Below are 13,712 nucleotides of genomic sequence, written 5' to 3'. Positions count from 1 at the left end.
GAGGTTGCGGCACCGTCCCGAAAACGGTGCGAAATGCGTGTTGTCGATGGATCAGCCGAGCCCGAGCACGTCGAGCATCGAATAGAGGCCGGGCTTCCTGTCGCGCGCCCACAGCGCCGCCTGGACCGCGCCGCGTGCGAAGATCGAGCGGTCCGTGGCGCTGTGCGACAGCGTGACCATCTCGCCTTCGCCGGCAAGCAGGACGGAGTGTTCGCCGATGACGGAGCCGCCGCGCAGCGTGGCAAAGCCGATCGTGCCGGCGGCGCGCGGGCCGGTATGGCCATCGCGCACGCGCACCGAATGCTCGGCAAGCGAAATGCCGCGGCCCTTCGCGGCGGCCTGGCCGAGCAGCAGCGCGGTGCCCGAGGGCGCGTCCACCTTGTGCCTGTGGTGCATCTCCAGCACCTCGATATCCCAGTTCTCGGGCCCGAGCGCGCGCGCGGCGGTCTCGGTCAGCACGCCGAGCAGGTTGACGCCGAGGCTCATATTGCCCGACTTGACGATGCGGGCGTGGCGCGCCGCAGCCTTGATCTTCTCGTCGTCTACAGCCGAGCAGCCCGTGGTGCCGACGACATGCACGATGCGGGCCTGTGCGGCGAGGCCGGCGAATTCGACGGTGGCGGCCGGCGCGGTGAAGTCGAGCACGCCTTCGGCCGCGACGAAGGCTTCGAGCGGCTTGTCGGTGACGGCGACGCCGATCGGGCCGAGGCCGGCAAGTTCGCCCGCGTCACGCCCGACGAAGGGCGAGCCCTCGCGCTCGACGGCGGCGAAGAGTTCCGCCCCCTCGATGGCGTTGATGGCGCGGATCAGCGTCTGGCCCATGCGGCCGGCTGCGCCCACGACGACCAGCTTCATTGCGTTGCCGCTCATATCCCGGCTCCCGTATCCTGTGATGTCTGCACGGCGCTCGCCGAGGGCGCCTGAAGGTTGTTGAGGCGAGCGTAGAGCCCGTTTTCACGCGCCGCAAGCGCCGTATGCGTGCCTTCCTCGACGACCTGGCCGGCCTGCATGACGATGATCTTGTCGGCGCGCACGACGGTCGACAGCCGGTGCGCGATGACGACGACCGTGCGCCCGCTCATCGCCTCGTCCAGCGCCTTCTGCACCGCCTGTTCCGATTCCGTGTCGAGCGCGGACGTGGCCTCGTCGAGCAGCAGGATCGGCGCGTTGCGCACGAGCGCACGGGCAATCGACAGCCGCTGGCGCTGGCCGCCGGAGAGCGTCACGCCGTTTTCGCCGACCGGGGTGTCGTAGCCGAGCGGCTGGGCGAGGATGAAATCGTGCGCATAGGCATGGCGTGCGGCTTCCTCGATCTCGGCATCGGTGGCGTCCGGCCGGCCATAGCGGATGTTGTCGCGGATCGTGCCTTCGAACAGGTAGGGCTGCTGGGACACATAGGCGATGGCGTTGCGCAGCGACTGTTTCGTGACATGGGCGATGTCCTGCCCGTCGATCAGGATCTCGCCGGCCGCCGGATCGTAGAAGCGGGGAATGAGGCTGATCACGGTGGACTTGCCGGCACCCGAAGGACCGACAAGCGCCGTCGTCCTGCCCCCCTCCGCCGTGAAGGACACGTCTTTCAGGATGGTGTCGCTGTCCGTATAGCCGAAGCGCACATTGCGGAAGGTGATCGTCGCGTCGCTGATCGCCAGCGGCTTGGCGTCGGCGCGGTCGGCCTGGCGCGGCTGGATGTCGAGGATCTCGTAGATCATGCGCGCGTTGACCGCGGCGCGTTCGAGCGAGACCTGGAGGCGGGCGAGACGCCGCGCCGGATCGTAGGCCATCAGCAGGGCCGTGACGAAGGAGAAGAACGCGCCCGGCATCACGCCGTCATAGATGGAGCGATAGGCGGCATAGGCGAGAACGCCGGAGATCGCGAAGCCCGCAAAGGTCTCGGTCATCGGCGCGGTGCGCTCGGTCAGCCGCGCGATGCGGTTGGAGCGGCTTTCGGCCTGGCCGATGATGGCCTCCACCTTGTCCTTGAGCTGCGCCTCCATGGTGAAGGCCTTGACGATGGTGATGCCCTGCACCGTCTCCTGCATGGCGCCCAGCACGTGGCTGTTGAGTTCCACGGCGTCGCGCGTCGCGCTGCGCAGGCGCTTCGACACATAGCGCAGGCCAAGCAGCAGCGGCGGCGCGACGACGAAGACGAGCAGCGTCAGCAGCCAGTCCTTGGAAATCATCACGCCGATCAGCGCCACGAGCGTCAGCACATCGCGGGCAAGCGACGTCACCGTCATGTTCAGCACATCGCGGATGCCGGTGACGTTCTGGCTGATCTGCGCCGCCAGATAGGCCGAGCGCGATTCGTTGTAGTAGCCGACGCTGAGCGCCATCAGATGCGAATAGAGGCGGCGCTGGTAGCGCGCGACGATGTTGTTGCCGATCTTCGAAAGGATGACGGCTTCGAAATAGGTGGCGAAGCCGCGCAGGATGAAGGCGACGAAGATCGCGCCGCAGATGATCATGACGAGGTCGGCGCGCTTGTTGGCGAAGGCCTCGTTGACGACCGATTCCATGATCCAGGCGGTGAAGGCCGTGGTGAGGGCGACGACCACGAGGCAGCCGATCGCCATGGCATAGCCGCGCACGTGGTCACGGCCGTTTTCGGCAATCACACGCTTGAGCACGGTGGCGACGGTGTCGGAACTGATGGATTTGCGCTCGGTTCGACTCTGATCGGCCAATGACTTGCTTCCTGAACGGTCTCGACGGCGGGCGACACAAAAACCGCCCTGCTGGCCGCTCTATAGGGGCTCGATCCCCCTTTGGCTACTCTGCCGGGCTGTCCGGCGTGGCGTGGGACGTCACCTTTTCCAGCGGCGTCCCTCGGTTGCAACACCAAAACGGTCCGGCATGCGCGCGAAGGCGGCAAGCCCCGCGAGTGCTGCGACGGGATGGGTGACCACATAGGTCGGGATGGTCTTGAGCAGCGCACCGTGCGGCGCCTTGTCCTCGAAACCGGCGCGGAACTCCGGTCCGCGCAGGGCCGGCAGGATCTTCTGCGAGATGCCGCCGGCGAGGAAGACGCCGCCCTTGGCCATGAAGATCATCGCCATGTCGCCGGCCACGCGGCCGAGATAGGTGGAAAACAGCGCGATGGTCTCGATGGCTGCGCGGTCGTCCTGCGCGAGCGCCCGGGCCGAGACGTCGGACGGTTTCTGCAACGGCGCATCCACGCCGTCGGCGGCGCAGACGGCGCGGTAGATATTCATGATGCCGCGGCCGCACAGCAACTGCTCGGCGGAGATGCGTCCCTCGATAGGCTCCAGGAAGGGCCAGATGTGATAGTCGCGCTCGCTGCGCGGGCCGACATCGATATGGCCGCCTTCGCCCGGCACCGGGATCCAGCTGTGGCGGGCATAGACCAGGCCTGCGACGCCAAGGCCGGTGCCCGGACCCAGCACGGCGCGCGAGGCGGTCTGGCGCTCCGTGCCGGGGCCGATCTTCTCGCGGTTGGCCTCATCGAGCGAGGCCACGGCCAGTGCCTGCGCCTCGAAATCGTTGACCAGCAAGACATCCTCGAAGCCGAGATTGGCGATCATGTCGCGCGGCCTGACGATCCAGGGGCAATTGGTCAGCGGCACCTCGTCGCCTTCGATGGGGCCGGCCAGCGCCAGAATGGCCGAGCGCGGCTGAACCGAGCTCTTGTCGAGGATGCACTGCTGCAGCGCCTCGTCGATATTGGCGAAATCGGCGGTCTGGACGATCGGGAACTGTTTCGGCTCGGCGAAGGCGTCGAGCAGAAGCGAGAAGCGCGCATTGGTGCCGCCGATATCGCCAACGAGGATGGGGAAGGGGTAATTCGCGTCGTAATCGGCCGGCCGTGCCATCGAGCTGTTCCGTTCTGCTGGTGGGGTCCGCTTTTTCGCTATCGTCGCAGAGGGATGCCGTCAACCGGTCGTCGCGGCGGCAAGCAGCTCTTCGGCCGTCGCGCGGTTCAGCGCCATCGGGATGTCGTAGACGATCGCGAGCCGCATCAGCGCCTTCACGTCCACGTCATGCGGCATGGGCGTCAGCGGATCGACGAAGAAGATGAGGAGATCGACCTCGCCGGTGGCGATGAGGGCGCCGATCTGCTGGTCGCCGCCGAGCGGGCCGCTTTTGAGCCGCGTCACGTCGAGGCCCGGGCAGGCCTCCAGCACCCGTCCGCCCGTCGTGCCGGTGGCGACGATCCGCGCCTGCGACAGCATCTTTTCGTGCCGCGCCGCAAAGGCCGCCATGTCGTCCTTTTTCTCGTCATGCGCGATGAGCGCGATGCATTTCTGGCGAGACATGGACGTTTCTCCGGGATCGGCGGGGAAATTTAAATCGATTTGATCGCCTTATACAAAAGCGGCGGGAGCTTGAAAAGCCCCGTACGGGGCCCTTGCTTCGATGTCGTTTAGTGGAACGGCCGTGGGATCGGGATCGGCACGATGGCCGGCAGGGTCGTGTCGGCGTTGATGATGGCCTCGACCGCCCCGCCCGCGCTCTGGTCGCCGCCCGAGAAGGCGAGCGCCGTTGCCGCGCTGCCGCCGCGATAGGTCACTTCCTGCTCCGAGGCGGGCGACGCGCCGGCGAGCACGGTGCTGCACGCCTTCGGCAGGTCCGACAACATGACATAGCGCGGCTTGACCGGCTTTGCGCCGGGGTTCGGCTTCGCCTTGGCCCACGGCTCCTTGGTGAACCACCAGGCGAGCGACGCGTCGCAGCCGTCGCCGGGCGGCACCTTCGCCTGCGGCTTGCAGCCCGGCGCGCCCTCCGGGCACTTGATGCGGATATGGAAATGCTCGTCGTGACCGTAGATCGGCCGCACCTTGCCAAGCAGCGCGCGATCGCCCTGCCAGGTCTCGCAAAGCTTCTTCTTGATCGCCGGATTGACGAAGACGCGGTCGACCTGCGGATAGCTCGCCGCCTTCATGACGAGACGGGCATGCGTCGAGGTCCAGCGCTTCGAATCGACCGTCAGGAACTTGCTCTTGTCGAGCATGGAGGTGAAGGGCAGCTTCTCGCGCTCCTCGGCCGAAAGCCGGTGGTCGGGCATCGGCGTGAACCAGATGTCGGCATCGAGGCCGACCTGGTGCGAGGCGTGGCCCGACAGCATCGGTCCGCCGCGCGGCTGCGAGATATCGCCGAGCAACAGGCCCGGCCAGCCGAGCTGCTGGGCGTCCTGCGAGAACTGCTCCAGAAGCGCGATCATGTCGGGATGGCCCCAGCGCCGGTTGCGCGAAAGCCGCATCGCCTGCCAGCCCGGCCCGTCCGTGGGAATGGCCACCGCGCCGGCAATGCAGCCCTTGGCGTAGGAGCCGTAGGGCGCCGTCACCATCTTGGCCGGCAGGCGCTTGGCGCCGAACAGCTCCTTGGCGGGGCGTTCCTCCGCGGAAAGCGGCGAGGCGAGCGCGGTCAGCGCCATGCCGGCGGCGATCAGGCAGGTGGTCAGTCGGGCAAGCATGGGCACGGGTCCGTCTCGATGCGTCATCGTTGCGAAAGGCTAAAGGATCATCCTTTCGCAGAAGTGAATCGTCGCGCCGGATAGGGATGGCAAAAATCGCCGCTTTCATGGCAGGCCTGTCATTTGCCCGGATTTTGCCTATTCTCTGCGGCAAGCTTCGGCAAACATCATGAAAGGGTAGACGCATGAAGGTAGCCTTCGGGAGAACATTGGTCACGGCGGCGCTGGCTCTGGCGCTCACGGCCTCGGCCGGCGCGGCGCAGGATGCGGCAAGTCCCGTCTGGCGCACCGGCATCTCCACGATCGGCGACCTGAAGCACCCCGACGGGTTCGAGCGCTTCGACTATGTCAACCCGGACGCGCCGAAGGGCGGCGAGCTGAAGCTCTCCGAAACCGGCACCTTCGACACGTTCAACCCGATCCTCGCAAAGGGCGAGGCGGCGACCGGCGTGACGTCGCTCGTCTTCGACACGCTCCTGAAATCCGCCGAGGACGAGATCACGGCCTCCTACGGCCTGCTCGCCGAGGGCGTCTCCTATCCCGACGACTTCTCCAGCGCGACCTTCCGGCTGCGCGCGGAGGCGAAGTGGGCGGACGGCCAGCCGGTGACGCCGGAGGACGTGATCTTCTCCTTTGACAAGTCCAAGGAGCACAATCCGCTTCTCGCCAACTACTATCGCCACGTCGTTTCGGCGGAAAAGACCGGCGAGCGCGACGTGACCTTCCGCTTCGACGAGAAGAACAACCGCGAACTGCCCAACATTCTCGGCCAGTTCCCCGTCGTGCCGAAGCACTGGTGGGAAGGCACGGACGCCAAGGGCAACAAGCGCGACATCGGTCGCACCACGCTGGAGCCGGTCATGGGCTCGGGTCCCTACAAGATCGCGTCTTTCCAGGCCGGCGGTTCGATCCGCTTCGAACTGCGCGACGACTATTGGGGCAAGGACCTCAACGTGAATGTCGGCCAGAACAATTTCCGCGTCATCAGCTACACGTTCTTCGGCGACAAGAACGTGGAATTCGAGGCCTTTCGCGCCGGCAATGTCTCGTTCTATCAGGACAACAGCGCCAGCCACTGGGCGACGGCCTATGACTTCCCGGCCGCGAAGGACGGCCGCGTCGTGCGCGAGGAGATCGAAAACCCGTTGCGGGCGGCCGGCATCATGCAGGCCTTCGTGCCGAACATGCGGCGCGACAAGTTCAAGGACCAGCGGGTGCGCGAGGCGCTGAACTACGCCTTCGACTTCGAGGATCTCAACCGCAGCCTCGCCTACAACGCCTATCAGCGCGTCGACAGCTATTTCTGGGGCACCGAGCTTGCCGCCTCCGGCCTGCCCGAGGGACGCGAGAAGGAAATCCTGGAAGAGCTGAAGGACAAGGTGCCGGCGTCCGTCTTCACCACGCCCTATACCAATCCCGTCAACGGCGATCCGAAGAAGGTGCGTGAAAACCTGCTCAAGGCGCTCGCGCTCCTGAAGGAGGCGGGATACGAACTCAAGGGCAACAGCCTCGTCGATACGAAGACCGGCAACCCCTTCGCCTTCGAGATCCTGTTGCCCAGCGCCTCCTTCGAGCGCACGGTCTCGCCCTTCGTCAACAGCCTGAAGAAGATCGGCATCGCCGCCACCATGCGCACGGTCGACGCTTCGCAATACACCAACCGCGTGCGCAGCTTCGACTATGACATGATCTACGGCATCTGGGCGCAGTCGCTTGTTCCCGGCAACGAGCAGAGCGACTACTGGGGCTCGGCCTCCGTCGACAAGGAAGGCTCGAAGAACTATGCCGGCATCGCCGATCCCGCCATCGACGAGCTCATCCGCAAGATCGTCTTCGCGCCGAACCGCGAGGAACTCATCGCGACGACGCACGCGCTCGACCGGGTGCTGCTGGCGCACAATTATGTGATCCCGCTGTTCTATTCGAAGGCACAGCGCATCGCCTACTGGAACAGCCTCGCCCGCCCGCAGGAGCTGCCCTATTACAGCCTCGGCTTCCCGGGCGTCTGGTGGTCGAAAGACGCGGCGAACTGAGGCGGGGGTTGCGCCGGCCCGCCGGCTGGGCTCCATATAGCGATGACGAATCACCGCCTGGACGGCGGCGGAAGAACGGAAGGATCGGGCTTGAGCGGCTTGACATCGACGCGGTGCATTCCGGAGGGTGATCGCTGATGGGCGCCTATATCCTGCGCCGCATCCTGCTGATGATTCCGACGATCTTCGGCATCATGGCCATTTCCTTCGCGATCGTGCAGTTCGCCCCCGGCGGACCGGTCGAGCAGGTCATTTCCGACCTGACCAGCCAGGGCGGCGGCGACCGGCTTTCGGGCGGCGGCAGCATGGTGCAGGAGGTCGGCCAGGACAGCGCCTATCGCGGCGCCCGCGGGCTCGATCCCGAATTCATCGCCAAGCTCGAAAAGCAGTTCGGCTTCGACAAGCCGCCGCTCGAGCGGTTCTTCACGATGATGTGGGACTATATCCGCTTCGATTTCGGCGAGAGCTTCTTCCGCAACACCTCCGTGATCGACCTCATCGCGCAGAAGATACCGGTCTCCATCTCGCTCGGCGTGTGGATCCTCATCTTCTCCTATGCCATCTCCATTCCGCTCGGCATCAAGAAGGCGGTCAAGGACGGGTCGACCTTCGATGTCTGGACATCCGGCGTCGTCGTCGTCGGCTATGCGGTGCCGAGCTTCCTGTTCGGCATCCTGCTGATCGTGGTGTTCGCCGGCAATTCGTTCTTCAACTGGTTTCCGCTGCGCGGCATCGTTTCCGACAATTTCGACAGCCTGACCTGGTGGCAGAAGCCGCTCGACTACATGTGGCACATGACGCTGCCGCTGATCACGCTGCTGCTCTCGGCCTTCGCCACGACGACGCTGCTCACCAAGAATTCGTTCATCGACGAGATCAAGAAGCAGTATGTCACCACGGCGCGCGCCAAGGGCCTGACCGAACGGCAGGTGCTGTACGGCCACGTCTTCCGCAACGCCATGCTGATCATCATCGCCGGCTTCCCGGGCGCCTTCATCTCGGCCTTCTTCACCGGCTCGCTGCTCATCGAATACATCTTCTCGCTCGATGGCCTCGGCCGCCTGGGCTATGATTCCATCGTGCGGCGCGACTATCCCATCGTCTTCGCCACGCTCTTCATCTTCTCCCTCATGGGCCTCGTCGTCAGCCTCATCTCCGATCTCATCTACACCTGGGTCGATCCGCGCATCGATTTCGACCGGAGGGATGTGTGATGAGCGCCGTTGCCGATACGCCACCCGTCGCCCCGCCGCGCAAGGGTCTTCTGAGCCCGACGAACCTGCGCCGCTGGGAGAACTTCAAGGCGAACCGCCGCGGCTACTGGTCGCTCTGGATCTTCCTCGTCATCTTCGTTTTGAGCCTGTGCGCCGAGCTGATCGCCAACGACCGGCCGATCATCGCCTCCTACAAGGGCGAGATCCTGTTTCCGGTCGTGGTCGACTATCCGGAAGAAAAGTTCGGCGGCTTTCTCGCGACGACGGATTACCGTTCCGATTTCATCGCCGAGGAGATCGAGGCCAATGGCTGGATGATCTGGCCGCCGATCCGCTATTCCTACGGCACCACGAATTCGAACATTCCGCATTCCGCGCCGACCGCGCCGTTCTGGCTGATGTCGAAGGAGGAGCGCTGCGCCGGTTATCCCGGCGGCGCGGCGGACCCGAACTGCAATCTCAGCAATCTCAACTGGCTCGGCACCGACGACCAGGCGCGCGACGTGCTCGCCCGTGTCATCTACGGCTTCCGCATTTCCGTGCTGTTCGGTCTTGCCCTGACGATCTGCTCGGCCGTGGTCGGCGTTACCGCCGGTGCCGTGCAGGGCTATTTCGGCGGCTGGACGGATCTTCTGATGCAGCGCTTCATCGAGATATGGTCCTCGATGCCGGTGCTCTACATCCTGCTCATCATCGCGTCCATCCTGCCGCCCGGCTTCTGGATCCTGCTCGGCATCATGCTGCTGTTCTCCTGGGTCGGCTTCGTCGGCGTGGTGCGTGCGGAATTCCTGCGCGCGCGCAATTTCGAATATGTGCGGGCGGCCCGCGCGCTCGGTGTCGGCAACGCCACGATCATGTACCGGCACCTCCTGCCCAATGCGATGGTCGCCACGCTCACCTTCCTGCCCTTCATCCTGTCCGGCTCGATCACCACGCTGACCTCGCTCGATTTCCTCGGCTTCGGCATGCCGCCGGGGTCGCCGTCGCTGGGCGAGCTGATCGCGCAGGGCAAGGAGAACCTCCAGGCGCCATGGCTCGGCCTCACCGCCTTCGTCGTCATGTCCCTCATGCTGTCGCTGCTGATCTTCGTCGGCGAAGCGACGCGTGATGCCTTCGATCCGAGGAAGACCTTCCGGTGAGCGCTCCCGAAACCATTCTGTCCGTCCGCGATCTGTCGGTTGCCTTCCACCAGGGCGGCAACACGACGCTTGCCGTCGATCGCGTCTCCTTCGACATCCGGCGCGGCGAGGTCGTGGCGCTGGTCGGCGAATCCGGCTCAGGCAAGTCGGTGACGGCCAATTCCGTGCTGCGCCTGCTTCCCTATCCCGCCGCCAGCCACCCTTCGGGCGAGATCCTGTTCAAGGGCCAGGACCTGCTGAAGGCGTCGGACGCCGCGCTGCGCGACGTGCGCGGCAACGACATCACCATGATCTTCCAGGAGCCGATGACCTCGCTCAACCCGCTGCACTCCATCGAGCGGCAGATCGGCGAGATCCTCAAGCTGCACCAGGATATCGAGGGCACGGCCGCGCGCGCGAAAATCCTGGAACTGCTGAACCAGGTCGGCATCCGCGAGCCGGAAAAGCGCCTTGCCGCCTATCCGCACGAGCTTTCGGGCGGCCAGCGCCAGCGCGTGATGATCGCCATGGCGCTCGCCAACCGGCCGGAACTGCTGATCGCCGACGAACCCACGACGGCGCTCGACGTGACCGTGCAGGCGCAGATCCTCGAGCTTCTGAAGAACCTCAAGGAAGAGCACGGCATGTCCATGCTCTTCATCACTCATGATCTCGGCATCGTGCGCAAATTCGCCGACCGGGTCTGCGTGATGACCAAGGGCAGGATCGTCGAGACGGGCCCGGTGGAGGAGATCTTCACCAATCCGCAGCATTCCTATACGCGCCACCTGCTCGCTTCCGAGCCGAAGGGCGCGCCGCGCCCGGCCGATGACAGCCAGCCCGTCATCATGCAGGCCGAGGACGTGAAGGTGTGGTTCCCGATCAAGGCGGGCTTCCTGCGCCGCGTGGTCGACAATGTGAAGGCGGTCGATGGGATCGACCTGACCCTGCGGGCCGGCCATACGCTCGGCGTCGTCGGCGAATCCGGCTCCGGCAAGACGACGCTCGGTCTCGCGCTGACGCGGCTCATCGCCTCGAAGGGCCGCATCGCCTTTGTCGGGCAGGACATTGCCGGGCACACCTTCGCCGAGATGCGGCCGCTGCGCCGGCGCATGCAGATCGTCTTCCAGGATCCCTTCGGCTCGCTGTCGCCGCGCATGTCGGTCGCCGATATCGTCGCCGAGGGCCTGAAGATCCACGAGCCCTCGCTGTCTGAGGGCGAGCGGGACCGGCGCGTCGCGGCCGCCCTTGAGGAAACCGGCCTCGATCCGGCCACCCGCTGGCGTTATCCGCACGAATTTTCCGGCGGCCAGCGGCAGCGCATCGCGATTGCCCGCGCCATGGTGCTGAAGCCGGAATTTGTCATGCTCGACGAGCCGACCTCCGCGCTCGACATGAGCGTGCAGGCGCAGGTGGTGGAACTGCTGCGCGACCTGCAGGCGAAGCACAATCTCGCCTATCTCTTCATCAGCCACGATCTCAAGGTCGTGCGGGCGCTCGCCAACGACATTATCGTCATGCGCAGCGGCCGCGTGGTGGAGAAGGGTCCGGCGAAGGACATCATCGAGCGGCCGACGGAAGCCTATACCAAGGCCCTGATGGCCGCCGCCTTCAACCTCGAAGCCATCCGCAGCGAGGCAATCAGCCAGTAGCAGGCATAAAGCAGGACACAGCATGCACACGAAAAGCCCTGTCATCATCGATCTGAAATTCGATCAGGAGCAGGTCGCAGCCGCGCTGAAAGGGGCGTTTCCCGACCGCGAGGTCATCAACCTCCTGCATCCGGCGAGCCGCAAGCGCGATCTTTCTGGTGTCGAGTACGCCGTGGTCTGGCGGCCGGGCGCCGATCTTTTCGAACGGGCGAAGGATCTGAAGGTCGTGTTTTCCGGCGGTGCCGGCGTCGACCATGTGCTGAACCTGCCCGGCCTGCCGGATGTGCCGCTGGTGCGCTTCGTCGACGAGACGCTGACGACGCGCATGAGCGAATGGGTCGTCATGCAGTGCCTCCTGCACCTGCGCCAGCATGCCGCCTACGAGGCGCTGCGGCGCGAGCGCGTCTGGCGCGAGCTCGACCAGCCGGAGGCGGGCGACATGACCGTCGGCATCATGGGCTTCGGCGTCTTGGGGCAGGACGCGGCGCGCAAGCTGAAGACGCTCGGCTTCAACGTCATCGGCTGGTCGAAGAGCGGCCGCGCGGTCAAGGGGTTCGAGGTCTTCGACGAGGCCGGGCTCAACACCTTCCTGGCGAAAACCGACGTTCTCGTCGGCCTCCTGCCGCTGACGCCGGATACGAAGGGCATCTTCAACACCGGCCTGTTTACCCGGCTTTCCCGCAAGGGGCCGTTCGGCGCGCCCGTCTTCATCAATGCCGGGCGCGGCGGCAGCCAGGTCGAGGCCGATATCGTCGCCTCCATCAATGACGGCACGCTGCGTGGCGCCTCGCTCGACGTGTTCGAGCAGGAGCCGCTGCCGCTCGAAAGCCCGTTCTGGGCGATGGACAAGGTGTTCCTGACGCCGCATGCGGCGGCGGCCTCGGATGTCGGCGCGCTGTTCGATCACGTCGCCATCCAGATCGCACGCTACGAGAGCGGCAAGCCGCTGGAGCATCTGGTCGACCGCAGCGCCGGCTATTGAACGGCTGACGCCGTCAGGGCCGGCGGTAGCCCGTCGGCTGCTGGTAGAGCCAGCCGATCCGCTCGATCGCCGCATCCAGCCCCTCGCGCGCCACGCTCATCGTGTGGCCGTTGGCATGCAGGATGGTCTTGTCATCCTCCATGATGGCGACATGGCCCTTCCAGAACACGAGATCGCCGCGTCGCAGGTCTGCGCGGTCGATGGGTCTGCCGAGGCCGGCGGCCTGCATGTCGGAATCGCGCGGCGCCGTGCGGCCCACCATCATCATGGAGAGCTGCACCAGGGCCGAGCAGTCGAGCCCGAAGCCGGAGCGCCCGCCCCACAGATAGGGCGTTTCGAGAAAGCGCGCGGCCACGCCGACATAGTCGTTGCCGGCGGTGGCGTCGATGTCGAGGCAATGGCCCGCCACGACGGATTGCCCGCCCTCCAGCGTGAGATAGCGCGTGCCGCGCGTCTCGCTCTCGCCGATAACCGTTAGCCGGCTTCCGATGGAGAGCGCGAATGCGGCGGGCGTGCGCAGGTCCGCGCCCGTATAGGCGAAGGTGCGTGGGACGGCGACACGATGGGTCGCCGCACCGCCGCCCGCGTCCAGCGCCGTCTCCGCGACGTAACCGACATAGCCGTCGAAATCCGATTTCACCCAGGCCCAGCCGTCCGCCCGGTCGAGCACGCGCACCGTTTCGCCGAACAGCCCTTCGGTATCGATACCCGCGGCAAGGTCAGGGCGCGGTCGCAGTGCCGCGACGGGTGCGGCGATACGCGCCGGCGTGCCGGTGACATAGCGTTCGGCGGGCACCGTGCCGCGCAAGGCCTCCTCGGCGAGGTCGGGGCGATAGGCGTTGAGGCGGCGGTCGGGCAGGGTGGTCATGGCAGTCTCACAGCGGCTGTGCGCGCCCCTTGGCGATGATGAGGTCGCCCAGGCGTTCGAGATAGAGCGCACCGTCGACGGTGCGCTTGATGATGACATTGCGGCGGTCCCGCTCGTCGCGGACCCGCGTGACGAGGCCGAGCTCGCCCATCGTGTCGAGCGCGCGGGTGATGACCGGCTTGGTGACGCCGAGCTTGGCCGCCAGCCCCCGCACCGTATGCGGCGGCGGCACGAGATAGATTTCGAGCAGGATGGCAAGCTGGCGCAGCGTCAGGTCGCGCCCGTCCCCCTGCACCTGCTGCAGCGTCACGGCATGCCAGAGGCCGAGCGCCTGCGATGGGGTGAGATCTACCGGCAAGGGGCCTCCGGGGCGAATGCGATTTCGTTACGCTACCGTATCGTTCGCGCCGT

12 protein-coding genes are annotated in these 13,712 nt (G+C 65.8%); 5 read left to right on the top strand and 7 right to left on the bottom strand.

What is annotated here, in order from left to right:
- Positions 1-51 precede the first annotated feature (51 nt).
- The 5 genes from dapB to mepA all read right to left on the bottom strand — a co-directional run bounded on the left by dapB (position 52) and on the right by mepA (position 5,395).
- Positions 52-870, bottom strand: a complete 819-nt coding sequence (gene dapB / locus B5M41_RS15530) for a 4-hydroxy-tetrahydrodipicolinate reductase (RefSeq protein ID WP_134650483.1) — start codon at positions 868-870, stop codon at positions 52-54.
- Positions 867-2,687: an ABC transporter ATP-binding protein gene (locus B5M41_RS15525; protein ID WP_134650482.1), complete on the bottom strand. Its 1,821-nt coding sequence runs from the start codon at positions 2,685-2,687 to the stop codon at positions 867-869. The genes dapB and B5M41_RS15525 overlap by 4 nt, the downstream gene beginning before the upstream one ends.
- 120 nt (positions 2,688-2,807) lie before the next feature.
- Complete coding sequence (locus tag B5M41_RS15520; protein WP_134650481.1) at positions 2,808-3,833, bottom strand: glucokinase; 1,026 nt, start codon at positions 3,831-3,833, stop codon at positions 2,808-2,810.
- A gap of 60 nt (positions 3,834-3,893) precedes the next feature.
- Positions 3,894-4,277: a methylglyoxal synthase gene (locus tag B5M41_RS15515; protein WP_134650480.1), complete on the bottom strand. Its 384-nt coding sequence runs from the start codon at positions 4,275-4,277 to the stop codon at positions 3,894-3,896.
- A gap of 107 nt (positions 4,278-4,384) precedes the next feature.
- Positions 4,385-5,395 (bottom strand): penicillin-insensitive murein endopeptidase, encoded by a 1,011-nt coding sequence (mepA, locus tag B5M41_RS15510; protein WP_230640117.1) that lies wholly within the window; start codon positions 5,393-5,395, stop codon positions 4,385-4,387.
- A 224-nt stretch (positions 5,396-5,619) separates the two neighbouring features.
- On the opposite strand from mepA, the gene B5M41_RS15505 reads away from it, so the two are divergent.
- From B5M41_RS15505 to B5M41_RS15485, 5 genes are all read left to right on the top strand, one after another.
- Positions 5,620-7,467, top strand: coding sequence for an extracellular solute-binding protein (locus B5M41_RS15505; RefSeq protein WP_134650478.1), 1,848 nt, complete (start codon positions 5,620-5,622; stop codon positions 7,465-7,467).
- A 137-nt stretch (positions 7,468-7,604) separates the two neighbouring features.
- Positions 7,605-8,681 carry a microcin C ABC transporter permease YejB gene (locus B5M41_RS15500; RefSeq protein ID WP_134650477.1) on the top strand — a complete coding sequence of 359 codons (1,077 nt, stop codon included), beginning with the start codon at positions 7,605-7,607 and terminating at the stop codon, positions 8,679-8,681.
- Positions 8,681-9,820, top strand: coding sequence for an ABC transporter permease (locus B5M41_RS15495; protein WP_134650476.1), 1,140 nt, complete (start codon positions 8,681-8,683; stop codon positions 9,818-9,820). The genes B5M41_RS15500 and B5M41_RS15495 overlap by 1 nt, the downstream gene beginning before the upstream one ends.
- Positions 9,817-11,451, top strand: coding sequence for an ABC transporter ATP-binding protein (locus tag B5M41_RS15490; protein ID WP_134650475.1), 1,635 nt, complete (start codon positions 9,817-9,819; stop codon positions 11,449-11,451). The genes B5M41_RS15495 and B5M41_RS15490 overlap by 4 nt, the downstream gene beginning before the upstream one ends.
- A gap of 22 nt (positions 11,452-11,473) precedes the next feature.
- The gene (locus B5M41_RS15485) at positions 11,474-12,433 is read left to right on the top strand and encodes a 2-hydroxyacid dehydrogenase (RefSeq protein ID WP_134650474.1); all 960 of its coding nucleotides are present in this window, start codon (positions 11,474-11,476) and stop codon (positions 12,431-12,433) included.
- Between the two features lie 13 nt (positions 12,434-12,446).
- On the opposite strand, the gene B5M41_RS15480 is transcribed toward B5M41_RS15485, so the two are convergent.
- On the bottom strand, positions 12,447-13,301 hold the full coding sequence (locus B5M41_RS15480; protein WP_134650473.1) for a C40 family peptidase: 855 nt from the start codon (positions 13,299-13,301) through the stop codon (positions 12,447-12,449).
- Between the two features lie 7 nt (positions 13,302-13,308).
- Positions 13,309-13,659, bottom strand: coding sequence for a MarR family transcriptional regulator (locus tag B5M41_RS15475; RefSeq protein WP_134650472.1), 351 nt, complete (start codon positions 13,657-13,659; stop codon positions 13,309-13,311).
- Positions 13,660-13,712: the final 53 nt, after the last annotated feature.

The organism is Shinella sumterensis, from assembly GCF_004514425.2.
GTDB lineage: Bacteria > Pseudomonadota > Alphaproteobacteria > Rhizobiales > Rhizobiaceae > Shinella > Shinella sumterensis.
This window is presented reverse-complemented; position numbering and strand designations above follow the sequence as displayed.

What these genes read in the sequence shown, in the direction of transcription:
- dapB (WP_134650483.1), bottom strand. Translation starts at nt 870, where the DNA reads ATGAGCGGCAACGCAATGAAGCTGGTCGTCGTGGGCGCAGCCGGCCGC.
- B5M41_RS15520 (WP_134650481.1), bottom strand. Translation starts at nt 3,833, where the DNA reads ATGGCACGGCCGGCCGATTACGACGCGAATTACCCCTTCCCCATCCTC.
- B5M41_RS15515 (WP_134650480.1), bottom strand. Translation starts at nt 4,277, where the DNA reads ATGTCTCGCCAGAAATGCATCGCGCTCATCGCGCATGACGAGAAAAAG.
- mepA (WP_230640117.1), bottom strand. Translation starts at nt 5,395, where the DNA reads ATGGCGCTGACCGCGCTCGCCTCGCCGCTTTCCGCGGAGGAACGCCCC.
- B5M41_RS15505 (WP_134650478.1), top strand. Translation starts at nt 5,620, where the DNA reads ATGAAGGTAGCCTTCGGGAGAACATTGGTCACGGCGGCGCTGGCTCTG.
- B5M41_RS15500 (WP_134650477.1), top strand. Translation starts at nt 7,605, where the DNA reads ATGGGCGCCTATATCCTGCGCCGCATCCTGCTGATGATTCCGACGATC.
- B5M41_RS15495 (WP_134650476.1), top strand. Translation starts at nt 8,681, where the DNA reads ATGAGCGCCGTTGCCGATACGCCACCCGTCGCCCCGCCGCGCAAGGGT.
- B5M41_RS15485 (WP_134650474.1), top strand. Translation starts at nt 11,474, where the DNA reads ATGCACACGAAAAGCCCTGTCATCATCGATCTGAAATTCGATCAGGAG.
- B5M41_RS15480 (WP_134650473.1), bottom strand. Translation starts at nt 13,301, where the DNA reads ATGACCACCCTGCCCGACCGCCGCCTCAACGCCTATCGCCCCGACCTC.